Source organism: Bacillus paramycoides (assembly GCF_038971285.1).
GTDB lineage: Bacteria > Bacillota > Bacilli > Bacillales > Bacillaceae_G > Bacillus_A.
In genome coordinates, this window is the sequence record NZ_CP152427.1 from 4565923 (window position 1) to 4591832 (window position 25910).

25 protein-coding genes and 1 other annotated feature are annotated in these 25910 nt (G+C 36.9%); of the genes, 11 read left to right on the forward strand and 14 right to left on the reverse strand.

Annotated elements, in window-relative coordinates; all coding sequences use genetic code 11:
• Positions 1-125: 125 nt before the first annotated feature.
• From AAG068_RS23695 to AAG068_RS23715, 5 genes are all read left to right on the forward strand, one after another.
• Positions 126-2288: a spore germination protein gene (locus AAG068_RS23695; protein WP_342716032.1), complete on the forward strand. Its 2163-nt coding sequence runs from the start codon at positions 126-128 to the stop codon at positions 2286-2288.
• 16 nt (positions 2289-2304) lie between these two features.
• Positions 2305-3399, forward strand: a complete 1095-nt coding sequence (locus AAG068_RS23700; protein ID WP_342716033.1) for a spore germination protein — start codon at positions 2305-2307, stop codon at positions 3397-3399.
• The gene (locus AAG068_RS23705; RefSeq protein ID WP_342716034.1) at positions 3375-4454 is read left to right on the forward strand and encodes a Ger(x)C family spore germination protein; all 1080 of its coding nucleotides are present in this window, start codon (positions 3375-3377) and stop codon (positions 4452-4454) included. The genes AAG068_RS23700 and AAG068_RS23705 overlap by 25 nt, the downstream gene beginning before the upstream one ends.
• Before the next feature lie 92 nt (positions 4455-4546).
• On the forward strand, positions 4547-4732 hold the full coding sequence (locus AAG068_RS23710) for a hypothetical protein (RefSeq protein ID WP_000038783.1): 186 nt from the start codon (positions 4547-4549) through the stop codon (positions 4730-4732).
• Positions 4733-4920: 188 nt separating this feature from the next.
• Positions 4921-5343 carry an HAD family hydrolase gene (locus AAG068_RS23715; RefSeq protein WP_342716036.1) on the forward strand — a complete coding sequence of 141 codons (423 nt, stop codon included), beginning with the start codon at positions 4921-4923 and terminating at the stop codon, positions 5341-5343.
• Positions 5344-5387: 44 nt separating this feature from the next.
• On the opposite strand, the gene AAG068_RS23720 is transcribed toward AAG068_RS23715, so the two are convergent.
• The 11 genes from AAG068_RS23720 to AAG068_RS23770 all read right to left on the reverse strand — a co-directional run bounded on the left by AAG068_RS23720 (position 5388) and on the right by AAG068_RS23770 (position 18096).
• On the reverse strand, positions 5388-6347 hold the full coding sequence (locus AAG068_RS23720) for a hypothetical protein (protein ID WP_342716037.1): 960 nt from the start codon (positions 6345-6347) through the stop codon (positions 5388-5390).
• Positions 6348-6548: 201 nt separating this feature from the next.
• Complete coding sequence (gene leuS / locus AAG068_RS23725) at positions 6549-8957, reverse strand: leucine--tRNA ligase (RefSeq protein WP_342716038.1); 2409 nt, start codon at positions 8955-8957, stop codon at positions 6549-6551.
• Between the two features lie 65 nt (positions 8958-9022).
• Positions 9023-9242: a binding site (T-box leader), on the reverse strand.
• Between the two features lie 188 nt (positions 9243-9430).
• Positions 9431-10624, reverse strand: a complete 1194-nt coding sequence (locus AAG068_RS23730; RefSeq protein WP_048529473.1) for an MDR family MFS transporter — start codon at positions 10622-10624, stop codon at positions 9431-9433.
• Positions 10625-10882: 258 nt separating this feature from the next.
• A complete protein-coding gene (locus tag AAG068_RS23735; RefSeq protein ID WP_342716039.1) occupies positions 10883-12106 on the reverse strand; it encodes a cation:proton antiporter in 1224 nt (407 codons plus the stop codon).
• Between the two features lie 3 nt (positions 12107-12109).
• Positions 12110-12607: a cation:proton antiporter regulatory subunit gene (locus tag AAG068_RS23740; protein WP_342716040.1), complete on the reverse strand. Its 498-nt coding sequence runs from the start codon at positions 12605-12607 to the stop codon at positions 12110-12112.
• 34 nt (positions 12608-12641) lie between these two features.
• Positions 12642-13208, reverse strand: coding sequence for a tyrosine-type recombinase/integrase (locus tag AAG068_RS23745; protein WP_098669390.1), 567 nt, complete (start codon positions 13206-13208; stop codon positions 12642-12644).
• 348 nt (positions 13209-13556) lie between these two features.
• Positions 13557-15416 carry an ABC transporter permease gene (locus AAG068_RS23750; protein WP_342716041.1) on the reverse strand — a complete coding sequence of 620 codons (1860 nt, stop codon included), beginning with the start codon at positions 15414-15416 and terminating at the stop codon, positions 13557-13559.
• A 17-nt stretch (positions 15417-15433) separates the two neighbouring features.
• Positions 15434-16195, reverse strand: coding sequence for an ABC transporter ATP-binding protein (locus AAG068_RS23755; protein WP_048551224.1), 762 nt, complete (start codon positions 16193-16195; stop codon positions 15434-15436).
• 313 nt (positions 16196-16508) lie between these two features.
• A complete protein-coding gene (locus AAG068_RS23760) occupies positions 16509-17531 on the reverse strand; it encodes a DUF418 domain-containing protein (RefSeq protein ID WP_342716042.1) in 1023 nt (340 codons plus the stop codon).
• A 136-nt stretch (positions 17532-17667) separates the two neighbouring features.
• The gene (locus AAG068_RS23765) at positions 17668-17817 is read right to left on the reverse strand and encodes a hypothetical protein (RefSeq protein ID WP_001129344.1); all 150 of its coding nucleotides are present in this window, start codon (positions 17815-17817) and stop codon (positions 17668-17670) included.
• A gap of 15 nt (positions 17818-17832) precedes the next feature.
• Positions 17833-18096: a YtzC family protein gene (locus AAG068_RS23770; RefSeq protein ID WP_000840865.1), complete on the reverse strand. Its 264-nt coding sequence runs from the start codon at positions 18094-18096 to the stop codon at positions 17833-17835.
• Positions 18097-18207: 111 nt separating this feature from the next.
• On the opposite strand from AAG068_RS23770, the gene AAG068_RS23775 reads away from it, so the two are divergent.
• From AAG068_RS23775 to AAG068_RS23800, 6 genes are all read left to right on the forward strand, one after another.
• Entirely contained in the window at positions 18208-19167 is a 960-nt protein-coding gene (locus AAG068_RS23775; protein WP_342716043.1) for a TIGR01212 family radical SAM protein, read from the forward strand.
• Positions 19164-19736 (forward strand): class I SAM-dependent methyltransferase, encoded by a 573-nt coding sequence (locus tag AAG068_RS23780; protein WP_342716044.1) that lies wholly within the window; start codon positions 19164-19166, stop codon positions 19734-19736. The genes AAG068_RS23775 and AAG068_RS23780 overlap by 4 nt, the downstream gene beginning before the upstream one ends.
• 198 nt (positions 19737-19934) lie before the next feature.
• Positions 19935-20768: an ABC transporter ATP-binding protein gene (locus AAG068_RS23785; RefSeq protein ID WP_342716045.1), complete on the forward strand. Its 834-nt coding sequence runs from the start codon at positions 19935-19937 to the stop codon at positions 20766-20768.
• Positions 20769-20786: 18 nt separating this feature from the next.
• Positions 20787-21467 (forward strand): ABC transporter permease, encoded by a 681-nt coding sequence (locus AAG068_RS23790; protein WP_342716046.1) that lies wholly within the window; start codon positions 20787-20789, stop codon positions 21465-21467.
• A 24-nt stretch (positions 21468-21491) separates the two neighbouring features.
• Positions 21492-22166 (forward strand): aspartate/glutamate racemase family protein, encoded by a 675-nt coding sequence (locus AAG068_RS23795; RefSeq protein ID WP_342716047.1) that lies wholly within the window; start codon positions 21492-21494, stop codon positions 22164-22166.
• 155 nt (positions 22167-22321) lie between these two features.
• Complete coding sequence (locus AAG068_RS23800; protein WP_342716048.1) at positions 22322-23623, forward strand: PepSY-associated TM helix domain-containing protein; 1302 nt, start codon at positions 22322-22324, stop codon at positions 23621-23623.
• 37 nt (positions 23624-23660) lie between these two features.
• On the opposite strand, the gene AAG068_RS23805 is transcribed toward AAG068_RS23800, so the two are convergent.
• The 3 genes from AAG068_RS23805 to AAG068_RS23815 all read right to left on the reverse strand — a co-directional run bounded on the left by AAG068_RS23805 (position 23661) and on the right by AAG068_RS23815 (position 25848).
• On the reverse strand, positions 23661-23873 hold the full coding sequence (locus AAG068_RS23805) for a hypothetical protein (RefSeq protein WP_342716049.1): 213 nt from the start codon (positions 23871-23873) through the stop codon (positions 23661-23663).
• A gap of 65 nt (positions 23874-23938) precedes the next feature.
• On the reverse strand, positions 23939-25003 hold the full coding sequence (locus tag AAG068_RS23810; RefSeq protein ID WP_306184755.1) for a tetraprenyl-beta-curcumene synthase family protein: 1065 nt from the start codon (positions 25001-25003) through the stop codon (positions 23939-23941).
• A 41-nt stretch (positions 25004-25044) separates the two neighbouring features.
• Positions 25045-25848 carry an alpha/beta hydrolase gene (locus tag AAG068_RS23815; RefSeq protein WP_000267430.1) on the reverse strand — a complete coding sequence of 268 codons (804 nt, stop codon included), beginning with the start codon at positions 25846-25848 and terminating at the stop codon, positions 25045-25047.
• Positions 25849-25910: the final 62 nt, after the last annotated feature.

Here is a 25910-nt window from a genome sequence, read left to right on the forward strand (position 1 = left end):
GAACTGCTTACTAAAGGATTTTTTCTATGCAAACCAATCTCCTCCTTCTTTTCATAAATAAATGAATAATATACAAAATTAGCCACAAAATAGCACTATATTACACAATTAAAGAGGGCATACATATGATTTGGAATTGGCTACGTAAGAAAAAAAAATCAAACACAACAGAAAAAAACGACTCAGGTAACTCGGAGCAACAACTTAACAATCAAGAGGATGATAACCAAAAACAGACTAGAAGTATGAAACATAATAAAGATAACAATGGAGAACAAAAAAAAGAGGAACACAAGGAGTCTTCTCAAGATCAGCAACAACATGCTAAGCAAAATGAATCGAATCAGGGTAAACAACAACACGCTAAGCAAGATGATTCGGCTCAAGATAGACAGCAACATTCTAAACAAGGCAACTCATTCCAAGAGAAACAGCAACACTCTGAACGAGATGATCCTGATCAAAATAAACAACAACACGCTAAGCGAAACGACTCAGCTCAGGATAAACAGCAAAGTGCTAAACAAGATGATTCGGCTCAAGATAAGCAACAAAATACGAAACAAGATGATTCGGCTCAAGATAAGCAACAAAATACGAAACAAGATGACTCGTCTCAGGATAAACAACAAAATACGAAACAAGATGACTCGTCTCAGGATAAACAACAAAATACGAAACAAAATGATTCTTCTCAGGATAAACAACAAAATACGAAACAAAATGATTCTTCTCAGGATAAACAACAAAATACGAAACAAGATGAACCTTCTCAAAGTAAGCAACAAAGCTCTGGAGGTAATAGTATTTATGACTTTACAAAACCAGAAAAAGACCGTATTCATTCTTTACAAAATTTAATAGAGAAGCTGAAAAAGTCTAGTGATTTTGTGAATTATCATACATCCGACGATGAAACGATGCCTTATTGGATTTCTTACTATCGCCCTTCACTTGATGGAGAAAAATTACAAAAGTATTTAATGCCCACTCTTTTAGAACGACCTAACGCATCACTAGAAGAGCTGAAGGAACATATCCCGATGAGCGGCATTACAATTACGAACGACTTACAAAAAATTGAGGATATGGTTTTAAAGGGGCATGCGATTATTCAATTGAATCAACAAGATCAAAAATGTATGCTCGCAAATATTGCAATTGATAATTATCGTGCACCAACTCCTCCTTTAAACGAATCGACTGTTATCGGTCCTCAAGAAGGTTTTGTAGAGGATATTGATACAAATATTAATTTAGTTCGAAAACGTCTTCCTGTTTTAGATTTACAAACAAAAGAAATAATTGTCGGCGAATTTTCAAAAACAAAGGTTGTCATGATGTATTTAGATAATCTTGCTGAAAAAGAGAATGTAGAGTTTCTAGAGGAATCATTACGCGCTCTTGAATATGATCAAATTAATGATAGTGCTTACTTACAAGAATTAACGGGTGAAAAATCAATTTTCCCACTCTATATCAATACAGAACGCAATGATAGAGTTACAAAAGCACTAATTGATGGAAAAATTGCTATCTTTGTCGATGGTTCACCGAACGTTCTATTAACTCCTGTATCATATTTCGATTTCTTTATTTCACCAGAAGATTATAATGTCTCTTGGCTATATGCAACATTTTCAAGAGTTTTACGCCTTATCGCTGTTCTTTTCTCAATTTGTGCAGCTCCATTATATGTTGCTGTTTTAAATTATCATTATGAACTCATTCCAAGTGATTTGCTGGAAACATTAATTTTATCTAGAGCGCAAGTTCCATTCCCACCTCTAATTGAAGCACTTTTTTTGGAATTAGTTATCGATTTATTAAGAGAAGCTGGCGCGAGGTTACCAATGAAAGTCGGTCAAACGCTCGGTATTGTAGGCGGTATCGTAATCGGGCAAGCATCTGTACAAGCTGGTTTAACGAGTAATATTTTATTAATTATCGTTGCCTTATCAGCACTCGCTTCCTTTATTACACCTATTTATAAAATGGGTAATGCAGTTCGATTACTACGCTTTCCCTTTCTTATGTTTGCAGAAATAGGCGGATTGTTCGGAATTTCTCTCGGGTTTATCTTCTTATTTACTCATCTATTCAGGCTTACTTCCTTACGTAAGCCGTACGCTTTGTTTTATCCGACAAGACAACAATCTGTTAAAGATTCTTGGATTCGTTTTCCTTTAACAATGATTGATACAAGGGATGTACAAGCAAGGCCACAACATGTAAAGAAAGCAGCAAAAGGAATTTCAACAAAACATAGGTCGGACTTTGATGATTAAGAAATGAGGTGCATTGATGAGTAAAGTTCAAGAAAAATATCAAATATCTCCTGTCTTTGTTTTCTTCTTAATTCACGGTGCACAGTTCGGAGCTGGCGTTCTCGGATTTGCTCGAATCACCGCAAAAGCCGCTGGATACGACGGCTGGATGGGAGTTCTAATCACAGGACTCTGTATCCAGATTCTTATATGGATGATGTATTTTTTATTAAAAGAAACAAACGGGAATTTAATTGATTTACAACGACAAACGTTTGGAAAGTGGATAGGGAACGTCTTTAATATCATCTTTGCAGCCTATTTTTTAATCGTTAGTATTTCGGTTATTCGAACATACGTTGAAATTATTCAAGTATGGATGTTCCCAACTGGCTCCACCTTTATGTTAACACTTTTTTTGTGCCTAGTTAGCTATTACATCATTTCTTCTGGATTTCGTGTCATTACTGGCATTTGCGTCATCTCTGTTGGTGGTACACTAGGGTATTTATTTCTAAGCTTATTCGTTTTGAAATACTCACATTGGGAGAATTTACTCCCTATATTCACACATTCTTTTTCAGATATTTTAAAATCCGCTCAACTGTCAATCTACAGCATGACTGGTTTTGAGATTTACCTCATGGTTTATCCATTTGTGAAAAACCCTAAGCAATCTCATAAATTTGCTCAATATGGGGCACTATTTTCAAACCTTCTATATTTATTTAGCACCCTTTTAGCCTTTTCGTTTTTTAGTGAAAAACAATTGTTAAAAACGATATGGGCCCAACTTTCTATGACCCAAGTCATTCAATTACCATTTATAGAAAGACTCGAATATATTGCAATTTCAGGCTATGCACTCGTTATTATTTCAAGTTTTATCCTCCCTTTATGGGCGTCAATGAGAGCAACTCACGAAATATTCCGTGTAAAACAAAGAGGTGTTTTAATCGCTTTTATCATTATCACCCTCATTGTTTCACAACTTTTAACAAACAGACACGATATTAATAATTTTATTAGTAATGCATCAAAAGGGAGCTTTTGGCTCATTTATGTATACATCCCAATCCTATTTATCATTGTGTGGGTGAAAAGAAAATGGAAAAAATCAAAAATAAATTAATACTTATCTCTTGTATAGCACTCTTCAGTCTAACTGGATGTTTACAAAAAAATATTATCGATGACGTACACCTTATCCAAGGAACTGTCTTTGATGTAGCAAAAGATAATAAAATAAAGGTAACATTTGTTTGTCCTATTCAGCAAAAAGGGAACAAAGTTCAAGTTTTTGAAGGAACAGCAAATGCGGTAAAACAAGTAAAAGCTGACACATCTTTAGAGTCTTCTCAACCATTTGCTAGCGGGCAAATGCGGGTTGCTCTATTTACCATCCGAATTGCTAAGAAAGGAATGGTTGCTTCCTTCGATACATTAATTCGTGATGTAAACATTGGGAATGCCTTATATGTTGCTTTACTTGAAGGTAATGGCACTGAACTTTTAAAAGGAAAGTACACAACTTCATCTAACGTTGCAATTTATATAAAAAAAATGCTAGAACATAATATGGAGACCGGTCCTTTACCAACAGATAATCTGCATGTAGGAGCATTCCGTTATTATCAAGTAGGGCAAGACTACTATATTCCAATTTTAAAGAAACATGGTGATAAAATAAAAATCACGGGAATTGGTCTTTTTAAAAAAGATAAATATGTTGGTAAAATCGCGGAAAAAGATATGTTTGTATTCAAAGGACTTTTAGAGAAACATAAATTGGACTCACGTGAATTTAAAGCAAATCCTGGGTACGTAATGATTAATAATATTCGTTCTGTTCCAACATACGATGTAAAAATAAAAAACGGAAAGCCTTCTTTTTCCATTCATGTTAAAGTCGATGCTCGTATTCAAGAAGTATCGAAACAAATTAACTTAGAGAATGCTAAGAACACAAAAAAGATTGAGAAGGTCGTTCAAAAACAATTGGAGACACAAGGTAAGAAATTAATTAAGCAGTTTAAATCTTTAGATGTCGATCCTCTCGGGCTAGGAGCTAAATATAAGCAACATTATCGCCCATTCAAATTAGAAGAGTGGAAACAAATGTACAAAGATGTTCCGGTTACTATAAAATACACCGTAGACATTACAAATTCTGGTGTAATTGAATGAGAAATGATTGAACTCCTCTCTCCAGCATGATACAACGGAGAGAGGAGTTTTTTATTATCAAATAGAGAGAGAAGATATTTATGGGGGAGCTTATGTCTAAAAAATTAGTAAAGCCTATTTTAAATGGTATTTTATTTCTCGGCGTCTTTTTATTTGCTCATACATACTTAAAAAATGTTTCCTTCACACGTTATTTACTTGTCGTTATACCAATGTTGCTCGTTGGTATGTTTGGCATCGATCTTATTTTATCTATTTTAATAAAAAAAGAAGAATAGCGAGCAGGGCTGTCCCAAAAGTATTCCGGGATGGCTTTCTTTTATTAATGGTTTATGTTTTGTCGTTTAGTCGATATAATTTTTCCCTATCTTAACTAAAAGCTAAAACTTTTGGACAGTCCCTTTTCATTTCATAATCACCCTATGTTACAATGAGATTCGGACAAAGCGAGAAAGGATGAAACAACATGACAAACGAAAAAGGTTTAGATAAAGGGTACGAACTTGTTGCAAAAATGCATAAAGAGTTCGGACACCCCGTGACAAATACTCCAACAAAACTAACAGAAGAACGCGCAAAAATCCGTGCAAGTTTTATGCAAGAAGAGCTAGAAGAATTTCTAGAAGCAACGACTGTTGAAGATCAATATGATGCACTAATTGACCTTATTTACTTTGCATTCGGAACGTTTGCGGAAATGGGCGTACGTCCTGATAAAGGATTCGAAATTGTAAATAACGCAAACATGGCAAAACTATTTCCTGATGGAAAACCTCGATTCCGTGAAGGCGACGGCAAAATTCTAAAACCAGAAGGCTGGCAAGCACCAGAACCACAACTTCGTGCTGAAATCGAACGTCAGCGCAAAGAAGCTGAAAAAAACTGCTAGGATTTCCTAGCAGTTTTTTATTATGTCTTTCTTTCTGCAATTCATTAATGACCCACGTGTCCAGCGTGTCCTGCTGCTCCACCAATACTAGCCGCTCCTGCCGCTGCCCCTGCTCCTCCTGCTCCAATTCCACCTGGCCAAGGAGAAGATTGTTGTTGTTGATACTGTTGGTATTGTTGGTGCTGTTGGTGCTGTTGACCATGGTGGCCGTGATGACCGTGGTGGCCGTGGTGACCTTGGTGACCTTGGTGGCCTTGATGGTCGTGTTGACCATGATGGCCGTGGTGGCCATGTTGACCTTGGTGCATTTGATAAAGAATAGCTTGCGAATGAATGTGGTGTTGACCGTGGTGATGTACTTGTTGTTGATGACCATGGTGGCCGTGCTGGCCTTGGTGATGATGGTGTCCATGGTGGCCGTGGTGACCTTGATGATGATGGTGTCCATGATGGCCGTGGTGACCTTGATGATGATGGTGTCCATGATGGCCGTGGTGACCTTGATGATGATGGTGTCCATGATGGCCGTGTTGGCCTTGATGATGATGGTGTCCATGATGACCGTGCTGGCCTTGGTGATGATGGTGTCCATGATGGTGGTGATGTTCATGATGACCGTGAACAACTTGCGGATACCCGCCTATCCCTCCAGCTACAACACCTACTCCTGGTACCGGAAATCCTGTCTGCACTCCTCCAACGAAAGAAGGAAATGTAGTTGGTGCTCCTACTGGAATCCCTGTCTGTATGCCAGCTACTGATGTCGGAAAGCTTCCTGTTACTGTAGGCATTCCAGCCCCTGATGTCGAAAAGCCTCCCATTGATGTCGGCATTCCAGTTTGCATACCAGCTACCGATGTTGGAAAGCCTCCTGCTCCACCCATCCAGCTCGGAATCCCACCGTATCCTTGTTGGCCAGCTCCTCCCATTAACATCATTTGTTCATAACTACCCGATCCACCTCCGAAGAAGCCATGTGGTGCATTATTGTCCATCCCTTTCATTCCTTTCACCTCTTCTACTCAATTTAGCCTACCTTTTTTATCATATTTCCTATAGAAAAATAGGTGTTTGTCTGTATGGGAATTCCGCTCTTTTATTTGTACGTAATGGAATAATTGAAAATTTAACTAGGGGGATCCAGAAATTATTTTCTACACAAAAAAGCTCAGAGTATAAATACTCTGAGCTTTTTATAGAATAAATTAGTTTGCAACAACGTTAACAAGTTTTCCAGGAACAACAATTACTTTACGAACTGTTTTCCCTTCAATTTGGTCTTGAATTGCTTCAAGTGCAAGTTGTTCCATTTCTTCTTTTGATGCGTCTTTACTCATTGTTAGTTTTGCGCGAACTTTGCCCATAACTTGAACAACGATTTCAACTTCATCTTCTACAAGTTTAGACTCATCAAATGTTGGCCAGCTTGCATATGTGATTGTTTCATTGTATCCAAGTTTGCTCCATAGCTCTTCCCCGATGTGAGGTGCAACTGGTGCAATCATTTTTACGAAACCTTCTACATATTCTTTCGGAAGTGTTTCAGCTTTGTATGCATCGTTGATGAATACCATCATTTGAGAAATCGCTGTGTTGAAGCGAAGCTCTGCATAGTCTTCTGTTACTTTCTTCACTGTTTGGTGGTAAGCTTTTTCAAGCTCTTTATTTGGTGCATCAGTAATTTTCTCACTTAGTTCACCGTTATCTTGAACGAATAGGCGCCATACACGGTCTAGGAAACGACGAGCTCCATCAAGACCATTTTCAGACCAAGCGATTGAAGCATCTAATGGTCCCATGAACATTTCGTATAGACGAAGTGTATCTGCACCATGGCTTGCTACGATATCATCAGGGTTTACAACGTTACCTTTTGATTTACTCATTTTCTCGTTGTTTTCACCTAGAATCATACCTTGGTTGAATAATTGTTGGAATGGCTCTTTCGTTGGAACTACACCGATATCGTATAATACTTTATGCCAGAAACGAGCATATAGTAAGTGAAGTACAGCGTGCTCTGCTCCACCGATATAAATATCAACTGGAAGCCATTGTTTTACTTTTTCAGGATCTACAAGTGCTTCGCTATTGTTTGGATCGATGTAACGTAGGTAATACCAGCAGCTACCAGCCCATTGTGGCATTGTGTTCGTTTCGCGACGACCTTTTTTACCAGTCTCAGGATCAACAATATTTACCCACTCGTCAATGTTAGCAAGTGGTGATTCACCTGTACCTGAAGGACGGATGTTATCTGTTTTTGGAAGAACTAATGGTAATTCTTCTTCTTTCACAGCTGTCATTGTGCCATCTTCCCAGTGAATTACTGGAATTGGCTCACCCCAGTAACGTTGACGGCTGAATAACCAGTCACGTAGACGGTACGTTACTTTTTGATTTCCTGCGCTTGTTACTTCAAGCCATTCAATCATTTTTGCGATTGCTTCTTCTTTATTTAAACCATCAAGGAATGCTGAGTTTACGTGTGCACCATCACCTGTGTACACTTCTTTCGTAATGTCTCCGCCTTTTACAACTTCCTTCATTGGAAGATTGAATACTGATGCGAATTCATAGTCACGCTCATCATGAGCTGGAACTGCCATTACAGCACCTGTTCCGTAAGTTGCAAGAACGTAATCAGCAATCCAGATTGGTAATTTCTCACCATTTACTGGGTTAACTGCGTAAGCACCAGTAAATACACCAGTTTTTTCTTTTGCAAGTTCTGTACGCTCTAGGTCACTCTTCATTTTTACAGCGTTAATGTAAGCTTCTACCGCTTCTTTTTGTTCTGCTGTTGTAATTTCTGCAACAAGTGCATGTTCCGGAGCAAGCACACAGTACGTTGCACCAAATAATGTATCAGGGCGCGTTGTGAAAACTGTGAATTTCTCGTCTATACCGTCGATATTGAAGTGTACTTCTGCACCTTCAGAACGACCAATCCAGTTACGTTGCATATCTTTTAAGCTTTCTGGCCAATCAAGCTCATCTAGATCTTCTAATAGACGATCTCCGTAAGCTGTAATTTTTAACATCCACTGTCTCATCGGACGACGCTCAACTGGATGTCCACCGCGCTCACTCTTACCATCAATGATTTCTTCGTTTGCAAGTACTGTACCAAGCGCTGGGCACCAGTTTACAGGTACTTCATCAACGTAAGCTAAGCCTTTTTCAAATAGTTTTAGGAAGATCCATTGTGTCCACTTGTAGTAGTTTGGATCTGTTGTATTTACTTCACGGTCCCAATCGTAAGAGAAACCTAACGATTTAATTTGGTTACGGAACGTATTAATATTATGCTCTGTAAATTCAGCTGGGCTGTTTCCAGTATCAAGTGCATATTGCTCTGCTGGAAGACCAAATGCATCCCATCCCATTGGATGAAGAACATTATATCCTTGCATACGCTTCATACGAGATAAAATATCCGTCGCTGTATAACCTTCTGGATGTCCTACGTGTAGACCTGCACCTGATGGATATGGGAACATATCTAGTGCATAAAATTTTGGTTTTTCTGTCTCATCTGGCGTACGGAATGTTTTATTCTCTTCCCAGTACCCTTGCCACTTCTTCTCAATTTCTTGATGATTAAAGCTCATGAGATACCCTCCTTGAAATTCTATTTATTTTCACCGCCCAAAATACAAAAAACCTCTCATCCCTAGAAAGGGACGAGAGGTTATAGATTCCCGCGGTACCACCCTAAATTAATGTACAAATATACATTCGCTTAGATCCGTAACGTGGATTAACGGCAATTGCTACTATTAGTTTCACAACTGCAACTCAAAGGCGAGTTCATAACGAAACGTGGATTGACTTGCACCAACCGTCAACTCTCTAAACCAGCTTCTATTACTACTACTCCTTCTCACTGTTATTACAAATATGAGTGAATGTGAACTACCCTCAACTTCGTATCTCATAAGAGCTTACTTAAAGCGGGGCTTCTCGGTTAATCGTTACTCTTCATAACTAATGAATTCGTCTTAGGACAGCCGAGCGATCTCCCTTGTTCCAAAGGTTGTTTTATTTAAATATATTCTAAAACATGTGAACATGTTCCGTCAAACTAAACTGCAATTTTTTCTTCAACTGTTTCTTCTACTTTTACTCGTTTATCATAAATGCTCGTTGCAATAATCGCTACTACAAGCATTACCATGATTGCTATAAACAATACTTCCATATTGTATAAATCAACAATCGCTCCGCCAACGACCGGTCCGAACATTTTCCCTACAGTCGCCGCGCTATTTACAACGCCTTGATAAAACCCAAGTTTATCTTTTGGCGCAAGTATATTTGCAATGGTCGGAACTGCTGGCCAAACGAATAACTCACCAATTGTTAAAGTCACCATCGCAACGAGGAACATCGTAAATTGCTGCGCTTGACTTAACACAATGAATGACGCCGCAAAAATGATAATTCCGATCATAATTTGTTGTTTTAAAGAACGCTTCATCCAGCGAATTAGCATACTAACTAGTGGCTGCGCACAAACAATCATCGCTCCGTTTATCGTCCATAATAAACTGTAGTGACGAAGACTAATGTTTAATTCTTGCATATGTGTTGCAATCGCCCCTTGCCACTGTACGTATGTAACCCAGCATAAAGCATATGCTACACACACGATAAGAAGTGCTTTGAATCCAGGTGTAAGCGACCAACCTTTTTTCGTTTCGACTTCTTTTTGCACTCCCGGCTCTTTTTTGTCTTCCATACCACGGAATCCAATAAAAGCAATCAAAAAGAAAACAAAGTATAAAATAAAGTTCGCTAAGAAAATATAATCAAAACGATACGATGCAACTAATCCACCACATGCTGTTCCGATCGCAATACCAACGTTTTGTCCAACATACATCGCATTAAATGCTCGTCTTCCGCCCTCTGGCCAAACCGTACCGACCATCGCGTACATCGATGGGAAGACCATTCCAGAACCAAAGCCGATTAACGCTAGCCACACAACATATAATGGCCAACCGTGGAAGAACACAAGACCTAAAATTGATACGAGTGTAATCACAATCCCTACTAAAGTTGATTTATAACCGCCCCATTTATCAAATAAAACACCGCCGAGCAAGTTTCCGATTACACCAGTAAGCGAGTTGATCATTAATACCATTCCGGCCACAGATAAAGATTTTCCTAGGTGATCATGCAAATAAATTGTATTAAAAGGCCATAAAAAAGAAGCACCCGTGACATTAATAATCATCCCAGCTACTAATAGCCATACTTTCCTTGGCATAGTCTCCCCTCCTATTCTATTTTTTCGTTCATCTATAACAGTAAAATTGTAGTCGTTTTTAAATAGGAAGGCAACTGATTAATAGTTGATGAAATTCAGATAACGGGAGTTTCGGTAAATGAAATTATATTGATTGCTACTTAAAAATATATGAGCGATTATTAAATTATATGGACTTACCAACAAAAAACGACATTAGTAACAGTATATAAATAAAGGGAGACTGCATGAAGTTTACGCAGCCTCCCCTTATTTATACTATCCAACTTCTTTTTTTCGCTTCGCACGTTCTTTAGCGCTCCATTTAAATATCTTATCTAGTAAAGAGTATATTCTCCCAGACTCTTTCGTTAATAACGGACCTAACGATGCTAATATTAAAACGTACAGTGCAGAGAACGGTTTAATTGCTGCCATTAAGCCACCCGCAATACCGATATTTGCTACAATAATGGAGAACTCTCCGCGTGATACAAGTGTTAAACCGATATTCGTAGAAGCCTTATGCGATAACCCGGCTTTACGTCCTGCAATCATTCCAGCTGTAAAATTACCGATGAGTGTAATGAGCACTGCCCCTAACGCCAACCACACTGCTCCTCCAAGTGAAAACGGATCTATACTTAAACCGAAGCTGAAAAAGAATATAGCTCCAAAGAAATCACGAAATGGGACGACGAGATGCTCAATCCGATCGCTATGCTCTGTTTCAGAAAAGACTAGCCCTAACAATAACGCTCCAATCGCTTCTGCAACATGAATCGTTTCTGAAAATCCTACTACAAAGAATAAAATAGCAAATATTACGATAATAAAAATTTCATTTGACGAAATATCTAATATTTTATTTAAGAGCGGCGTAGCTTTTCTAGCGATTACAAAAAATAGTAGCATATATCCTACTGCGATTAATACCGATGTAAGAGCACCTACAAATGATGTGGCACCACCGAGCACTAACCCTGAAACGACTGATAAATATACAGCCAAAAAAATATCATCAAACATAATGATTCCTAATATTAATTCAGTCTCTTTATTACCAGATCTTCTTAAATCAACAATTACTTTCGCAACAATTGCACTTGATGAAATTGTAATGATTCCAGCAATAATTAACGTTTCTAGTAAGGGAAAGCCCATCACATATCCATAAAGCAAACCTAATATGAAATTAAGCGATATGTGGACAGTCCCCCCAAAAGCAATTGACTTTCCTGATTTAATTAATTTTTTTATTGAGAATTCTAAACCTAAGTAGAATAAGAGGAATATGACGCCAACACGGCCGAGGAATGAAATAACTTCTCCGCTTTCAATAAACCTTAAATCGATAAGTCCTAAATCTGGGGCATGAGGCCCCACTAACATACCGAGTATAATGAGAAACGGAATAATCGAAAACTTTAACTTCGCAGCGAGGATAGCTGCAAAAGCTACTAATACTAACGCAGTTCCAACTTCAAAGATTAAAGTATCCATCGATTATGAATCACCTCCTGCTGAAAGCAATTCATTAATAATTCTTTTCACTTCATGTCTTTCACCCGATAATACGAGCATATCGCCAGCTTCAATAATAGAGTCTGGACCTGGATTAAAGAATTTCTTCATATTCTTTTTCAAAATAGCAATAATCGTTACGTTATATGTTTTTCTGACATGTAAGCTACCAATTGTTTGTTGTACTACTGGCGCATGATTTTCTACCTTAAACCATTCAATTGATAATCCTTCAAAAGCCATCTCAATTGTGTCTAACGCTTGCGGCCTATATACCATTCCGCCTAATATAGCCGCGATTTGTCTCGCTTCAGAATCACGAAGAGAAATGCTCGCAACACTCTCATCGTGATCCGCATCAAAATGATACATTTCTCTTCGGCCATCATCATGAATAACGATAACCATTTTTTCATTACCTTTTGTTATAACTTCAAATTTACATCCAATGCCCGGTAGTTCACTCTCTCTAATATTCATATGTTCCGCCTCCTAAAATTTTTAGTTACGGCTTTTACAAATCTACATCAATCTCTGTTTTAAACTTCTCATCTTTTGAGATCCCTAAATACTTAAGCGTCTCAGATGGAGTCGCGTGATGAAAATGCTTTTGCAATAGCGCAATTGCTATTCCTCTTTTGTACGCGTGAAATCCAAATGTTTTTCTCATTGAGTTCGTTCCAATCTTTCCAACAATCCCAACTGCTTCAGCTGCGTTATGAATAACGCGATACGCTTGTTGACGCGTAATTGAATTTTTCGTTTTATTCGATTGAAATACGTAGTTTTCTCTTTGAGCATCAATAGATTGTACATACTCTAAAAGTGCTTCTTTTACTTTTGTATTTAAATAAATATCTTGTTTAAATTTTTCGTCTTTCACAGGAAGAGAGTAGAACTCTTTCACAGTTCCATCTTCATTTAATACCTCTTCAAATTTCATACTAAGTAGTTCAGTAATCTTTAATCCAGTGTTAATTCCAATAACAAATAAAAGATAATCTCGCTGCGAGTGCTCTTTTAAATACTTTTTCATAGCCTCAATTTGACTTATATCTTTTAATGCCTCTACAACTTCCATACATGTATCTCCTCATCTTATGAACGGTAATTTTCTCATTATCCTGTTCATTTTACCTTATCATGCTATGAGATTTCCATGTATTATCCATTATTTTCACAATATACAACTTAGGTCTGACAGTTCTTCATTTGGAAATTTATGATTGTACAAATACGGTGTGGGTAGAAAAATAGGGGATACAAGTTCAGCTTCTTTCTATAGATTGGATTCCTCCTTTCATTTTTTGGTTGCTGATACTCACATATCATGTTACTTATTTACATTATATTATATATTTCAGTAACATTAAAGTGTTTTTTTCTGAAAATATAAAAAACCGAGCTTTTTCACTCGGCCTTTTACGTATTAATCTTCTTTCGGAAGAACAATTCCTTTATACAATTGAACTGTAATGAAGTAATAAATCGCATAAATTACTACGAAAATTACGATTGGTACCCAAATACGGAAGTACGGATCAACTAAAATAAATCCGAAAATATTCATACCAACTAATACGTGAGCAATACCTAAAATTGCTGGGAATAAGAATACTAAGAATAACTCTTTATAAATCGATTTCGTTAATAACTCACGGCGCACACCGATTTTACGAAGCATTTGATAACGCGTAATATCTTTTGATGCACCAGAAAGAATTTTGAACATTAAACAACTTGCCATCATTGCTAAGAAAGCAATTCCAAGGAAGAATCCCATAAACACTGTTCCACTCGCAACGCCGTAGAACATGTCGTAAGCTCGATATTTACTATCTAGTCTTTCAATTGCTATATTTTTATATTTATCTAGTTGCAACTCGTCAAGTTTTTTCCATTCTTTTATGTGTGCTTCAAAATCATCTGTTTTTCCAGTAAATACAATTCCTTCTTTACCATTTACAGTATCGTACATTTTTTGATCTACAATTTTAATTGCATGATCTTCATGTACGTAGAATGGCTGGATTGTTCTGAAAGCCTCGTCCCATTCTTCTGGAAGTGCTTTAGCATTCGCATCTTTTTCATTCATTTCTCTAGAAACTGCACCTACTGGCAGTTCTGCAGAAACTTTCTTCGTGTTCACTAAATCCTTCATCGATTTCATATTTGCCATATCTCTTACTAAAGGACGATTTTTCTCTAAATCTTCTTTTACATAGTAAACGTATTTATTATCAACTTTGTAACGATATTCATTTTTCTCTTTAAATGTAATACCGTCTAAAACTTTCTTTTCTTCAGCTGTTGGATTATGAACAACTGAATCGTAAATTACTAAACCATCAACCATTTTTATAACGTTATTTTTAAAAGCCATACCACCTGAAATTGCACCCGCTCCAAGAGCAACTAACATCGCTACTGTTGCAAGTACCTTTGTTAAACTATTAATACGGAAATTTAATTGTGCAAATGTAAAAGCGTTAAGCCCTTTTTCACTACGTTTTTTATTACTCTTTAACTTTTTAATAATAACAGGGAGAAGTGATCCAAACAGCATGTAAGTACCAGCTGTTGTTGTAATTAATGCAATAATGATTCCCATTTCTCTTAGTTTTTCCATGTAAATCATTGATGCATAGCCAATGCCTAATAAAATAACCGCAAGGAATGCAACTACACCTGTCATTTTTCCTTTTACCGCAACACGTTCTGTTTGTGCATCTGCATGTACAAGTTGCAGTACAGAAATACGTGATAATTTAATACTGTTCATAATTGCTGATAATACAAATAGTGCAAAGAAGAAGATGCAAGTAACAGTCATTGATGGTAAATAAAATGCTTTATAGCCTTTACCAGCAAATTCTAATTGCTTCATTAATAACTGTCCGATACCTTCTGCAAGGCCTACACCAACTATAATACCAATCGCAAGAGACGCAGCACCTAATACGATTGTTTCGATAAACATAAGTAATGTAACTTTATGCTTTTTTGCTCCTAACATCATATACATACCAAACTCTTTTTGACGAAGAGATAGTAAGAAAGAGTTCGCATACAAAATATAGAAGAACGTTATAATAGCTAGTAAAAATGAACCTGCTTGGAATACAAATCCAATTTGACCAATAGTAGAATTTTCCTTAAGGAAGGCCTCGTTTAACGCTAATGTTTGGAACATATAAAAAATTGAAATGGACATGACAAGACCAACAAGTAAGACGATATAATCTTTCAGCTTACTTTTTAGTCCTGACATGGAAAGTTTAAATAACATGCCCTAGACCTCCTTTCTTATGCTTTTTGTGTGCCTAAGTCTGCCAGCACATCTAAAATTTCTTTATAAAACTCTTCGCGTGTACCGCCTCGATGAATTTCTTTATATAGCTCACCATCTTGAATGAATAAAATACGCTGACAGTAACTTGCACTATACGGATCATGTGTAACCATCATAATAGATACGCCTTGCTCTTTATTTAAGTTTGTCATCGCATCAAGTAAACTCGCTGCATTTTTAGAATCAAGCGCTCCTGTTGGCTCGTCCCCTAAAATAATTGCTGGCTCATGTACTAAAGCACGCGCTGCTGCTGAACGTTGTTTCTGTCCACCAGATACTTCAGATGGGTACTTTTGAAGTATTTCTGTAATTCCTAACATCTCCGCTACCTTCTCAACTTTCGGTCCAATGTTACGTGATGAAACACCTTGCAAGGAAAGTGGAAGTGCGATGTTTTCATAAATAGATAAGTTCTCTAATAAGTTAAAGTCTTGGAAGATGAATCCTAATTTTTGTGAACGAAAATCAGAAAGCTCACCTTGTTTCATTTTCGTAATATCCGTACCCGCAATTTCAACAACGCCGCCCGTTGCTTTATCAAGCGTTGAAATTACATTTAATAATGTCGTTTTACCAGAACCAGATGGTCCCATAATCCCAACAAACTCACCCTCTTGAATTGAGAATGAAACACCTTTTAACGCGTGTGATTGGTTCTCACCTTTTTTACCGTACACTTTTTGAACGTTTTTCACGTCTACAACTGGTTTCGTCATATATATCCTCCTACGCTTGTTTTTCCATTACCTATTTTGCGCCTTTTGGGGATGAACTGCTATTTGTTAACATTACAATTACCTTACACTTTTGTAATATAAAAAAGGTGGGCGTGTAAGGTTCATTGGTAAATAAAATTTTATTAGCGATTTTTCAAATATATCGGCGATTCTTACACTTTTATCAGCGATTACCCAAATATATCGGCGATTCGCCAAATATATCGGCGATTCGCCAAAGAATATCGACTTACCGAAAAAAGATGAAAATAAAAATGGGCTATTCCACAAAAGGAACAGCCCACTTCTCTCTTTATTTCTTTAAAGGGGTTACCGTCCAATACGTAATAACACGCCAAATCCATTCTAGCGGACCCATTTTAAAGATTTTCATCCAAATTACACTAAACACAATTTGAATAACATAAATTGCGATACATACATATAACGTCTGCATGTACGTTAAGTTACCTGCAAAGTTACATACACTACCGGCAATTAAGATCATTGCAGTTTGTCCAATATAATTCGTTAAAGCCATACGACCGTAATATTTCAGTGGCGCTAACAATGTTTGAACTGGTTTTAATCGAAGTAGTAAAATGAATGCTCCGACATAGAAAGCTGAAATGATAGGTCCAACTGTAACACCAATTTTCAAGAACTGACCTGCAGCGTCCATTGTTCCATCCTCATTCATGAGCATCATATTTACGAATGGCTCAGCAGGAACATGCCCATATTGATACCATAACGCTGCAACACTTAAAACAAACATAATGTCTGTAAAAATAGCGACTTGTTTGATTTTTGCTGAAAGATTTTCAAATACTTTATACTGCCCCGCAGCAAGACCTAATAAAATTAAACCTAATGGTAATAATTCCTTAGCTGCCATAATACTAAAAGCTATTGTAAGAATAAGACCAATTACTACATTCACTTCTTTTTTCGCTTTATAAAACGGTAAAACGATTAATCCACAAATTGCGTATAACGCTAATGCTTCTCCAGGCTGAAACATTTGATGAATTAACCCAAAAATAAATAGCGCAACTACGCGGCGGAGAAATAGAACGTATCCATTCTTCCCTTTCGCAATTGCCCTTGTAATGAAGATGTAGAATCCTACTCCAAATAAGAATGAAAAAATCGAGAAGAAACGACCTTCTACAAATAAGTATAGAAACCTTTGATAACTAGCATCTACTGTATTAGGATCTGGTGTTTTAATATTAAGTAGTGCTAGAATATTTACTAAAATAATCCCCAGTAATGCGAAGCCACGAATGTAATCTAGCTCATCAATTCGTTTGTTTGTCATATTGTTCCCCATAAAGCAACTCCTTGTCCAAAATTTAATCCTCCCTTACTCTATTGGAAAAGTAAGCTTACAACTATCTGCAAACCTTACAGAAATCTTACATTATTGTCATATAGCAAAATAAAACCAGGTCATATTGCGACCTGGTCTACTCTGATTGTTTCGATTTTTGGGGTTGTCCTTTTTTACTGTTACGCTGTTTCACTTGAACAACTGGATCAAGCTCATTCGAAAACTCTGCGTTATGTCCATTTTGCGTTTTTTGCTCTGGGTTATTTTGATCTGAACGTTTCGCCATTACATTCACTCCTTATTAGTGCGGTGTAATAATCATTTGATGTTGCAATTGGCGAATTGCCATACGTGCTCTATTTAATTGCTCACGTTGCTCATCATTCGCATGTTGTTGCATCGTTTGTAAATCGTTATATGCTTGTTCTAATTGTAACTGTGCATCTGAATACTCCATCGTATTGTAATGCTCTTGTCTCATACCAAGATCTAATTGTTCTTTCGCATATTCCACCGCTTGTTCCGCTTGTGTAATATACGATTCAAGTGATTGACGCTCTGCCATAATTGTCCCTCCTTGCTTCAATTCCCCTTTAGTGTGTCCCTTCCATATGAACCTTATGAGTATGTTATAATGGATTTTGTTTCATTTTGACTCGGCTTAGGAGGGAAAGTAATGAAGGTTCAAAACCCTTTTTCATATACAAACGACAATAAACGTTATCATACATGGAATTACCATTTACGAAATGAATTTGGTGAAAAAATCTTTAAAGTTTCATTAGATGCTGGCTTCGATTGTCCGAACCGTGACGGTACAGTTGCTTACGGCGGTTGTACATTTTGCAGTGCCGCCGGATCTGGTGACTTCGCTGGTGATCGCCGCGATGATGTTATAACGCAATATCATGAAATGAAAGAAAAAATGCGCTCAAAGTGGAAAGACGGAAAATGTATCGCTTATTTCCAAGCGTACACAAATACACATGCACCACTTGAAGTATTAAAAGAAAAATTCGAACCGCTTCTAGCAGAAAAAGACGTTGTCGGTCTTTCTATCGCCACTCGTCCTGATTGTTTGCCAGATCATGTTGTTGAATATTTAGCGGACTTAAATAAACGCACATACCTTTGGGTTGAACTCGGATTACAAACTGTTCACGAACGAACTGCAAACCTTATTAATCGCGCTCACGATTACCAGTCTTACGTGGAAGGCGTAAATAAACTACGTAAGCATGGCATTAGAGTTTGCTCTCATATTATTAACGGTCTTCCCCTTGAAGATTACGACATGATGATGGAAACAGCTCGTGAAGTAGCGAAGCTTGACGTACAAGGAATTAAAATTCATTTACTTCATTTATTAAAAGGAACGCCAATGGTGAAGCAATATGAAAAAGGACAACTAGAATTCCTTTCTCTTGAGGATTACGTAAGTCTCGTTGTTGACCAACTTGAAATGATTCCAGAAGACGTAATTGTGCACCGCATCACAGGTGACGGGCCGCCTGATTTAATGATCGGCCCAATGTGGAGCTTAAATAAATGGGAAGTATTAAATTCCATCGATGCAGAATTTGTACGCCGCGGAAGCTGGCAAGGAAAATATGCAAATGAGGAGAAACAACAATGAAATTAGAACGTGTATTACCGTTTGCTCGTACTCTCTTGCAAACAGCAGTAAAAGAAGGCGATTATGCTGTAGATGCAACTTTAGGAAACGGGCATGACACTTGCTTCCTAGCTGAAATCGTTGGAGATAACGGAAAAGTATTTGGATTTGATATTCAAAAAGAGGCGATTGAAAGCTCAACAACTCGTCTAAAAGAAAAAAAACTTTTCGAACGTACTGTTTTAGTTCACGATAGTCACGATACACTTCTATCCTTATTACCAGAAGATGCAAAAGGAAAAGTAACAGGCGCAATTTTCAACTTAGGTTACCTTCCAGGCGGAGACAAGCATATCGTTACAAAACCGAACTCAACAATTTCGGCAATTGAACAATTACTAGAAGTAATGGCACCTGAAGGAATCATCGTCCTTGTCATTTACCACGGACACCCAGAAGGACAAGTAGAACGCGACGCTGTTCTCAAATTTGCAGAAGAACTAGACCAAAAACAAGCTCACGTATTGCGATATGGCTTCATTAACCAGCAAAATAACCCGCCATTTATTGTGGCGATTGAGAAGCGCTAAATATATCGACGATTTTTCAATTATATCTATCGTAACTCCAGATATATCAACGATTTTTTTGATATATCGACGATTCGACACACTATATCGACTTATCGACAAAAGATGACAAAAAAAGACGTGCACTCATTGCACGTCTTTTTCTTATTCTCCTATATAATGGATGTATACAATATTTGAAGAAAGAAGGATAGCACTTTGCTAGTAGAACTAAGGGGAATTCAAAAGAAGTACGGCAAATCACTTATACTAGACAACATCGATTTATCCATTCCAGAAGGAGAGGCACTCGCTATTATTGGCGGGAACGGGACCGGAAAAAGTACTCTACTCAAAATAATTGCAGGTTTTATTTCACCTACAGCAGGGACACTTCAAAGAAAAGAACATATACAAATCGGCTATGTACCTGAACATTTTCCTGAAGGGATTCGTTTTACATTAGAGGATTATCTATATCATCTCGGCCACATTCACGGTTTATCAACAAAATATTTAAAAGATAAAATTCCAATGCTTCTTGAGTCTTTCCATTTACATCATGCAAGGCATTCCGTTGTACGAAACTTTTCAAAAGGTATGAAACAAAAAACAGGTATTATGCAAGCATTGCTTACAGACGTCCATCTATTAATTTTAGATGAACCTCTTTCTGGACTTGATCCTAACTCTCAGCAAGAATTAGAAAATATTTTACTCTCATTAAAACAACAAGGCATATCTATCCTCTTCACATGTCATGAAAAACAACTACTTGAAAACTTCGCCGATAGAATTGTGACGTTAGCAAATCATACACTCACGGAAGATATCTCTGTGCAAAAGGCGGCAGAACAAGTCTATATTGAAGCAATCGTTCACGAAACATTTTCAGCGATAGAACTACGGAAACAATTAGGTTTTATACACGTTACACACAATTCAAATCAAAACCTTATTCAATTACAAATCGAAAAAGAATATACAAACGAAATGCTTCATTTTTTATTACATAAAAAAGCATCTATCACACTGCTACAACCTAACTTTTAAATCGAAAGAAGGTTCATTATGTTTGCTCTTATTCGTTATCACTTTCTCGACTATACAAAATCGTATAAGTACGTCCCTCCTATTGCGATGTACTTTGTGAGCTTACTTTTTGTATATACATATAAACCGACTCCTATTGTGCCGACATACTTAGAAACGGCACTCGCACTTTATTTATTATCTGCCTGGATTACAGTCACAATTTTTCATACGGAAGACCCTGTACAAGAACAAATTACTATTTCTCACACAAATAATATTTCCGCACTATATGTGGGTAAATATATTACCACTCTTCTCATTTGTACTGTGTTATCTTTTATATCTGTAATCTATCCAATTATTTTGCAAATGTTTAATGAAAAAATGGCAGTTTCTTTATTTTTAGTCGGATTTCTCGCTCATATGTCTTTCTCTATACTTGGAATTTCAATCGCAACTTTATTTACTAGAAATATGATTCCAAAAGCAAGCACCGCTTGGCTTAGCCTTACATTCATATTACTTATAACGATCGCCTCCATCCGATTTAAAAAAGAGTTACTATGGTTTTTACCACCTGTCGAAAGCTTTCTAATGCTTGCTCAATACAAATATAATATACTGACTCACACGCTATGGCTCACAGCTTGGGCTATCGCATATTCATTTTTATTACTTACTTTATTTCTTTTTATCGTTCGCAAAAAACGTTTTTAATTACATATTAAAGGAGACCAAACAATGATCGGAATACTAGCAGGAATGGGGCCAAAATCAACTGGACCATTCGTCGATACAGTTGTAGCAGGGTGCCAAACAATATACGGGGCAAAACATGATATGGACTTTCCTCATATGATGATTTATTCATGTCCAACACCGTTTTATATGGATCGCCCTATTGATCACGAAGCGATGAAAAAAGCGATTATTGAAGGAGCACAAAAACTTGAAAGTACTGGCGCAGAATTTATCGCTATACCGTGCAATACGGCGCATCTTTATTTTGAGGAATTACAGCATTCTCTTTCCATTCCGATTTTAAATATCGTCGATGAGACGTTACAAGCAATTCCTGAAAATATAAACAGAGTCGCTCTTCTCGCAACAGAAGCGACAATTCAAACTGGTATTTATCAAGACGGGATTGCAAAACGGAATATAGAATACATTCATTATGAAAAATGGCAAACGATGATTAATCAAATTATTACGTATATTAAAAGCGGAGAAGTTGAAGAAGCTCACAAATTATGGAGCGCGCTCGTTGTGCAGTTGAAAGATGAAGTAGATACCGCAATTATCGCATGTACTGATTTGAATGTGGTGGCGGGCGAGGATTTTGTTGATTCCGCTCAATGTCTTGCTGAGGCGGTTGTTAGGATGTATGTATCAAATACAAAGAGATCTTCGTAAACATAAAAAATACTCCTTTTAAAATGTGTTTTTTGTTTAATAAAAATCCTAAAAACTTTTAACTTTCTTCACAATTCTTTCAAAGTAATCACACTTAATCTCGCTATATTAAATAAGTAGTTATTCATATAGGGAAGGTTAGGGGAACTGAAAGTATGAAAGTAAATCGTTCGCTTCATTACATTTTTTGGCGTTGGCATTTTTATGCTGGGCTTTTTATTACACCGCTTCTTATTACGTTGTCACTGAGCGGAATTGGGTATTTATTTCGGGAAGAGGTTGAAGATTTCATCTATAAAGATTTATATTTCGGGAAGAGCACCCAAACAGAGTCTATTTCGATGGCTGATTCTATTTCCTTAACCGAGAAAAAATATCCACATTATAGTGTGGCGAAAATTAGTGAGTTTAATGGGGATTATAATACGAGGATTACGATTGCAAATGAATATACAGGGCAACAAAAATATGTGTATTTAGATAGCAATAATCAAATTGTTGGAGATCAAAATGCAAGTGAAACATTTGCGAATATAATGAGGGAATTACATAGTTCTCTTTTAATTGGTGGCACTGTTGTTAACTATATTGTAGAGCTTGCGGCTTGCTGGACAATCTTTTTAATTGTAACTGGGGTGTATATGAGTATACGCCAGTTCAAAAACAAACCGGCATCCAATAAACGAGAAAAAGCAAAACAACGTCATTCTATTATCGGTATTATATTTACAATTCCACTCGTTTTGTTAGTCGCATCTGGATTGCCATGGTCAGGATTTATGGGTAACCAAATTTATAAAATCGCATCGTCGAATGAATCGATTGGATATCCAAAGTTGTATATGACACCGCCTGAATCAAAGGTAAAAGAATTGCCATGGGCAACTAGAAAAGAAGCTCCTCCTGAATCAAATTCAAATGAGCCAAAAGCAATTTCTGTCGATGAATTACAAAAAGAAATTGGACTAAAGAAGCCATACGTTATCTCACTACCAGCTGATCCGAAAGGTGTATTCACTGTTTCGAAATCGAGCGGTTCTGGTATTACGGGCATGGATGTGGCACCAAATGAAGAAATAACAGCTTACTTTGATCAATATAGCGGAAAACTCATTTCAAAAACGGACTATCGTGATTATGGCTTATTTGCACAATGGTTCACTTACGGTATCCCGCTTCACGAAGGTCATTTATTCGGATGGCCAAATAAAATATTATGCTTACTAACGACATTATCTTTATTACTTCTTATTTATTACGGAGTAAAAATGTGGTTAGCTAGAAAGCCGAAAGGAAAATTAGCAGCACCACCAAAGCAAAGAGATAAGAAAAGCATAATCGTTTTCTTTATCATGATGGTTATACTAGGCGCTGTCATGCCTTTATTCGGACTATCTGTTTTAGTTATTTTTGCGATTGAACTTCTTATATATGTATTTTCAAAAATACGATCGTAATAAGAAAGCATTTGTACTCTCGTGTACAAATGCTTTTTTATTTACTATTTTCTTTTTTTCTACCACTTATTAAAAAGACGATATCTACTATAATAATCAATGCAATAATAACTTGGGCTACATAATCCATCGTTGTAGGACCACCGGCTTTATTCATCATCATATACATTCCAGTTACAAATGAAATGGAAAGTAGCACAAGTAACGTTACTTCAATATTTTTATATAGCTTTTGAAACAATCGCTTCATCTCGCCACCACCTTTACCATATTATAACAAAAAAAAAAACCACTCTACATGAGTGGTTTTTTTCATCACTGCGCCGTTTTCTTTCGGTACATCTTCCCGTTCCAATAGAAGAATCGTGAAGTGAGGCCTCCATATTTTACAATGCGCCGTGCCATTTTGTGCATATTCTTTTGTGCTGATACTTTTTGATCTGATAAATAAATACCAAGTAATCCTCGGCTTATAAGGCGATGAAACTTCGCATGAGGCAAATCACCAATGCTCTTCTCTGCTTCTTCTACAAAATGTTTCATACGATCTAATATCACTTGCTCGTTTTCGTAATAACTACAAAAATTCAAATCCCCGCCGATGCGGTCTTCTTCTTGATCAATGAAATAATCAAGTAAGATATGGAGTCCTTGTACGTAAGGAAAATATCCTTGTCTAATTTTCGCAATATCTTCATCATGTAATTCATCATGAAAGGCATATGCGACAAGACAGAAGATTCCAAGAGTAGAACCAGCACATGCTGAAAATTCAAACCAACTCATCTCAGGTAAGTTTTCTTTATGTGCTTCAAACCACGTTTGTAATCGTGGTTCTCTTTCTTCTAATTTTACATGTTTATGAATTTGTAAATCACAATAATAACAAGCAAGTTCATGAAGAATAGGAGCAATTTTGTCATAGTGCTTCGTTTTCTTTAAAACATCTTGGCATGTTTCAACAAGTTCATCTAAATAACCACCATCATCTTGATCATCACGATAACGATAATAATTACCGCCACCTTCTACTTCAGGCGATAATGCCATTAACATAGATTCATGCAGTGCAGCAAAATCATTCGGATCAAGTGATGTACTACGATCACATAAATTATCTAAATAATCGCTGATCGTTTGATACGCTACGATAAAACGAATACATTCCTCTCGGTGTTCATTTGCTAATAGTGATAAAATGCCACCGCCTTCGCAATGAAACGTTTTATGCTCAATACTTGCGATTGCCTGACTATGAAGCTCATCATTCGGAATATGGTAGGCACGCTCTTTCCACATCGCTAGCTCATGGTGTACAACCGGAAACACATCACGGTATACTTTCGCCATGAGCGTTATGGGATTACTCGGTACGTTCACTTCTTCCTTCATCTCCTCTATTCAATGTACAAATAATTTACTTATTTGTTTGTTTCTATTATGTTATTGATGCGTATTTCAGTAAATGACTGAATATAATTCAAAATTTCATCACGCTCATACTCATTTAATAACTCGTGATAACAATTCGGCCATTCTTTAAAAGCCTTATCACTTATTTTAACATTATCAAACCAAGTGCGGACACGTGTTTTATCTACAAGTTTATCCTCACAAGCTTGCATTAGCAAGAGTGGAACGTCTGGAAAATCATCTATTTTCTTATGAGCAATTTCAATAGACTTAATCAATTCACTATACCAACGTACTGATACTTTGCGCAAGAACAATGAATCATTCTCCATCGCGTCCCTAACTTCATGATTACGAGTTGACATTTCCACTGTAAGATTCGTTGCAAATTGCAATTTTGGAGCGATAATATTTAATATTTTTGAGGCAGCTTGAAGTGGTGCTGAAGGTCCAGCCAATACGCCTAAACATGGTGAACTTAAAATAATGCCGTCTACATCTTCTCTCTTCGTTTCTTGCATCATACGAATAACGATAAGACCACCCATACTATGACCGAATATAAAAATAGGTAACCTATACTTTCTTGCCTCTTTCACCCATAATTTAACTTCCTCTATGTATTCATCAAATGAATCAATATGTCCTCTATTTCTTGAAGTCGTTCCATGTGACGGAAGGTCTCCCATCACAACGTGGTAGCCGTTATGATTCCACATTTCCGCAACAGCTTCGTAACGTCCGTGATATTCCATCGCGCCGTGCACAATAACGATTACAGCCTTTGCTTCCTCCGCTTCATAATTCCACATACGAACCTCCTCCATTTCACTCTTTTTCATAATTTGATACACTTAAACTAGTCTCTAGGAAA

What these genes read in the sequence shown, in the direction of transcription:
- AAG068_RS23795 (WP_342716047.1), top strand. Translation starts at nt 21,492, where the DNA reads ATGATCGGAATACTAGCAGGAATGGGGCCAAAATCAACTGGACCATTC.
- AAG068_RS23775 (WP_342716043.1), top strand. Translation starts at nt 18,208, where the DNA reads ATGAAGGTTCAAAACCCTTTTTCATATACAAACGACAATAAACGTTAT.
- AAG068_RS23800 (WP_342716048.1), top strand. Translation starts at nt 22,322, where the DNA reads ATGAAAGTAAATCGTTCGCTTCATTACATTTTTTGGCGTTGGCATTTT.
- AAG068_RS23765 (WP_001129344.1), bottom strand. Translation starts at nt 17,817, where the DNA reads ATGGCGAAACGTTCAGATCAAAATAACCCAGAGCAAAAAACGCAAAAT.
- AAG068_RS23695 (WP_342716032.1), top strand. Translation starts at nt 126, where the DNA reads ATGATTTGGAATTGGCTACGTAAGAAAAAAAAATCAAACACAACAGAA.
- AAG068_RS23780 (WP_342716044.1), top strand. Translation starts at nt 19,164, where the DNA reads ATGAAATTAGAACGTGTATTACCGTTTGCTCGTACTCTCTTGCAAACA.
- AAG068_RS23790 (WP_342716046.1), top strand. Translation starts at nt 20,787, where the DNA reads ATGTTTGCTCTTATTCGTTATCACTTTCTCGACTATACAAAATCGTAT.
- AAG068_RS23745 (WP_098669390.1), bottom strand. Translation starts at nt 13,208, where the DNA reads ATGGAAGTTGTAGAGGCATTAAAAGATATAAGTCAAATTGAGGCTATG.
- AAG068_RS23770 (WP_000840865.1), bottom strand. Translation starts at nt 18,096, where the DNA reads ATGGCAGAGCGTCAATCACTTGAATCGTATATTACACAAGCGGAACAA.
- AAG068_RS23705 (WP_342716034.1), top strand. Translation starts at nt 3,375, where the DNA reads ATGGAAAAAATCAAAAATAAATTAATACTTATCTCTTGTATAGCACTC.
- AAG068_RS23735 (WP_342716039.1), bottom strand. Translation starts at nt 12,106, where the DNA reads ATGGATACTTTAATCTTTGAAGTTGGAACTGCGTTAGTATTAGTAGCT.
- AAG068_RS23755 (WP_048551224.1), bottom strand. Translation starts at nt 16,195, where the DNA reads ATGACGAAACCAGTTGTAGACGTGAAAAACGTTCAAAAAGTGTACGGT.
- AAG068_RS23750 (WP_342716041.1), bottom strand. Translation starts at nt 15,416, where the DNA reads ATGTTATTTAAACTTTCCATGTCAGGACTAAAAAGTAAGCTGAAAGAT.
- AAG068_RS23805 (WP_342716049.1), bottom strand. Translation starts at nt 23,873, where the DNA reads ATGAAGCGATTGTTTCAAAAGCTATATAAAAATATTGAAGTAACGTTA.
- AAG068_RS23815 (WP_000267430.1), bottom strand. Translation starts at nt 25,848, where the DNA reads ATGTGGAATTATGAAGCGGAGGAAGCAAAGGCTGTAATCGTTATTGTG.
- AAG068_RS23715 (WP_342716036.1), top strand. Translation starts at nt 4,921, where the DNA reads ATGACAAACGAAAAAGGTTTAGATAAAGGGTACGAACTTGTTGCAAAA.
- AAG068_RS23700 (WP_342716033.1), top strand. Translation starts at nt 2,305, where the DNA reads ATGAGTAAAGTTCAAGAAAAATATCAAATATCTCCTGTCTTTGTTTTC.
- leuS (WP_342716038.1), bottom strand. Translation starts at nt 8,957, where the DNA reads ATGAGCTTTAATCATCAAGAAATTGAGAAGAAGTGGCAAGGGTACTGG.
- AAG068_RS23720 (WP_342716037.1), bottom strand. Translation starts at nt 6,347, where the DNA reads ATGAAAGGGATGGACAATAATGCACCACATGGCTTCTTCGGAGGTGGA.
- AAG068_RS23730 (WP_048529473.1), bottom strand. Translation starts at nt 10,624, where the DNA reads ATGCCAAGGAAAGTATGGCTATTAGTAGCTGGGATGATTATTAATGTC.
- AAG068_RS23760 (WP_342716042.1), bottom strand. Translation starts at nt 17,531, where the DNA reads ATGGGGAACAATATGACAAACAAACGAATTGATGAGCTAGATTACATT.
- AAG068_RS23740 (WP_342716040.1), bottom strand. Translation starts at nt 12,607, where the DNA reads ATGAATATTAGAGAGAGTGAACTACCGGGCATTGGATGTAAATTTGAA.
- AAG068_RS23710 (WP_000038783.1), top strand. Translation starts at nt 4,547, where the DNA reads ATGTCTAAAAAATTAGTAAAGCCTATTTTAAATGGTATTTTATTTCTC.